Source organism: Plebeiibacterium marinum, assembly GCF_026013615.1.
GTDB classification, from domain to species: Bacteria; Bacteroidota; Bacteroidia; order Bacteroidales; family Marinilabiliaceae; genus Saccharicrinis; species Saccharicrinis marinus_A.
Genome location: NZ_JAPDPI010000094.1, coordinates 1 through 3,765, shown reverse-complemented (window position 1 = coordinate 3,765; position 3,765 = coordinate 1). Strand labels below are relative to the sequence as shown.

The following is a 3,765-nucleotide window of genomic DNA, read 5'->3' as shown; positions in this document are numbered from 1 at the left end:
TTATAGTGCTACAACTTCTGGAGATTACTCTGTTATTGTTTCTGCTAATGGATGTGTTAGTCCGGAATCTGATGCAACAACGGTAACGGTTAATGGGCTTCCTTCAACCTCTGAAATCACTGGAGATGCAACTCCTTCATGTAGCGAATCTGATGTAACCTATAGTGTTACTTTAACTGCCGGTTCATCTTATTCATGGAGTGTGCCATCTGGAGCAACAATAACATCAGGAGCAGCAGGTCCTGAAAACAATCAGATTACAGTTGATTTCGGAGAAACAAATGGAAATATATCTGTAACAGAGACTAATGCCACTGGCTGCATTGGAGAAGCTAAGACATTAGGAATAAGCCTTCAAGGATGTAGCTTAGCAGCAGATTTTGAGGCGGATCAGGTTTCAGCATGTACTGGAGAGACTGTTGTTTTCAGTGATCTTTCTACAGGTGCATCGGGATCAACGAATTATAGTTGGGATTTTGGTGCAAACGCAAGTCCTGCAACTGCAACGGGAGCTGGGCCACATAATGTAGTATATTCAGTTGGAGGTCAGAAGACCGTTTCTCTATCGATTACTGATGGAGCAACTGTTTCAGAAACAAAAACAAACTATATAACAGTTAATGAGTTACCAACTCCTGTATTTACTGCTGAAGTAACCTCGGTTATAGCAGGAACTGAAGGTCATGTTTATACGACAACCTCAGGAAAGTCGAATTATGACTGGACAATTCCAGCGGAAGCAACAGTAACTGCTGGTGGAACAGTGACAGATAATTCAGTTACTTTAACATGGAATAAAGGAGGTAGTTATTCAGTTAGCGTTAACTATGACGAAAACGGATGTAGTGGTGCTTTGGCTGCAACATCAAATGTTACAGTTACGCCAACAATTAGTATTGGAAATGCAAGTGCAACTGAAGGCAGTGGAAACTTAAACTTTGAGGTTACGCTAAATGCAGCATCCACTGAGACAGTAACAGTGGAGTATGCAACTGCAAATAATACGGCAACGCTTGCAGATAACGATTACAATAAAATAAATACAACAACACTTACTTTTAATCCGGGTGAAACGACAAAAACGGTTGTTGTAACAGTTAACAACGATGATATTGTTGAAGGTTCAGAATCACTTTACGTAAATCTTTCTTCTGCATCAAATGCAACCATTGCAGATGACCAGGGAGAAGGAGTAATTACAGATAATGATGTTGCTTTAGTAAGCATATCTGCTAACGATGCTTCAGGTAACGAAACAGGTCCTGATAATGGCGAGTTTACGGTGAGCATTACTAAGGTAAGTCAAACAACTACTGAGGTAAGTTATTCCGTGTCCGGTTCTGCAGATGGAGATTCTGATTATACAACTCTTTCCGGAACGGTAATTATACCGGCCAATACTGCTTCTGTAACCATCCCGGTATCTGTATTGGGAGATGATATTGTTGAAGGAGATGAAACTGTAGTGGTAACTTTAACTTCTATTTCTTCAGGAGATAGTGATATCTCAATTGATACAGACAATGATGACGCAACAGTTACTATTGGTGACGATGATGTTGCTTTAGTAAGCATATCTGCTAATGATGCTTCAGGTAACGAAACAGGTCCTGATAATGGCGAGTTTACAGTAAGCATTACTAAGGTAAGTCAAACAACTACTGAGGTAAGTTATTCCGTGTCCGGTTCTGCAGATGAAGATTCTGATTATACGGCTCTTTCCGGAACGGTAACTATACCGGCCAATACTGCTTCTGTAACCATCCCGGTATCTGTATTGGGAGATGATGTAGTTGAAGGAGATGAAACTGTAGTGGTAACTTTAACTTCTATTTCTTCAGGAGATAGTGATATCTCAATTGATACAGACAATGATGATGCAACAGTTACTATTGGTGACGACGATGGAGTTACTACAATTACTGTTGAGGATATTACACTTAATGAGAATGGTTCTAACTCATTTATCCTGACATCCGATAAAGCTGTTCAAGGTGGTTTTACGGTAACCTATAGTTTTATTAATGTTACTGCCACGGCAGGTGATGACTTTAATGACACAACAGTTCCAGTTGTGTTTACCGGAACTGCAGGAGAAACTCAAATCATTACTATTAATGGTACAGATGATGATCAGGTTGAAGGAAGTGAAAGCTTTACTTTAAAATTAAGTTCTGCTAGCGCATTGGTTAACACAGAAGATACTGCAACAGGAACTATTATTGATGATGATGCTACCAATGTTACCATTGAAGATGTAACGGTAACAGAGGGAGGAACAGCCACCTTTACGGTTACTTTAAATAAGGCAATTGTAGGTGGAACAACTATAACATATAGCTTTACAGATATTACTGCTACAGGTAGTTCGGATTACAATAATACGTCAAACACAATTGTTTTTGCAGGTACTGCTAACGAGTCTCATACTTTTGAAGTAAGCATCCCTGATGATGATATTGTTGAGAATCCAGAGACTTTTACAGTTAATCTTTCCAGCAGCAATACAGATGTTAATTCAGATGATACTGCAACTGGAACAATTACGGATAATGATGGTCCTGCTTTAGTAACCATAGAAAATATAACAGTAACTGAAGGAGAGACTGCAACTTATACTATTACATTAGATAAAGCTGTTGAAGGAGGAGTAACGGTTAATTATAGTATTAGCGATGATTCTGCCATTATTCCTGATGACTTATCCAATCTTTCTGGCTCTGTTGAATTTACCGGTACTGCAGGAGAAACAAAAACATTTGAAGTACCAACTACTGAAGATCAGATTGATGAAGATAATGAAACCTATGGGGTAGCTTTAAGCACATCAAATTCTCTTGTTGATGCATCTGATATTGCAACAGGAACAATTACTGATAATGATGATGCAGGAATTACTATTTCTGCTATTTCAAATAATACAACAGAAGGTGGACAAACTGCCACATTCACTGTTGTACTGACTTCTAAACCTACGGATAATGTAACAATATCATTAGTACCTGATGATTTAACAGAAGGATCTCTTGCTGTTACAGAAATAGTGTTTACGCCATCTGATTGGGATCACCCACAAACAATAATTGTGACGGGAGTTGACGATGCTGATATAGATGGAAATATTCAGTTTAATATTGTTACTGGTGATGCATCAAGTTTGGATGCTAAGTATAGCAATAAGGTTGTTGATGATGTTGTTGTACTCAATGAGGATAACGATTCTTTATCAAACAACTTACCCGTAGCAACTGACGATTCTGGTGATACCGATGAAGATGTTCCTGTAACTATCAATGTTCTTACAAATGATTCTGGTCTTGAAGACGGAGGACTTGTAGTCACTATTGTTGCACAACCAGAAAATGGTTCAGTTGTAGTTAATGAAGATAATACCTTAACTATAACTCCAGATTCTGATGTTTCCGGATCTATTACATTTGATTATCAGGTTTGTGATGTAGACAACGATTGTTCTACAGCTACTGTAGTTATTACAGTAAATCCGATCAATGATGCACCGGTTGCCACTGATGATGTTGCAAGTGTAGACGAGGATGGCGTGTTAAATGGAACAACACTATTGTCTAATGATAGCGATCCTGATGGGGATGAATTAACCATTAATACAACTCCGGTAACAGGGCCAACCAATGGTAGTTTAGTTATCAATGCTGATGGAACATACACTTATACACCAGATGCCGACTTTAATGGAGAAGATTCTTTTGTATATGAAGTATGTGATTCAAATGGTGCTTGCGATCA

The 3,765-nt window shown here is 38.5% G+C and carries 1 protein-coding gene; it reads left to right on the top strand.

Translation table 11 applies throughout. The features are described from left to right. Positions 1-3,765: Calx-beta domain-containing protein (locus tag OM074_RS20885; RefSeq protein WP_301202645.1), on the top strand; the 3,765-nt coding region annotated here is incomplete at both ends.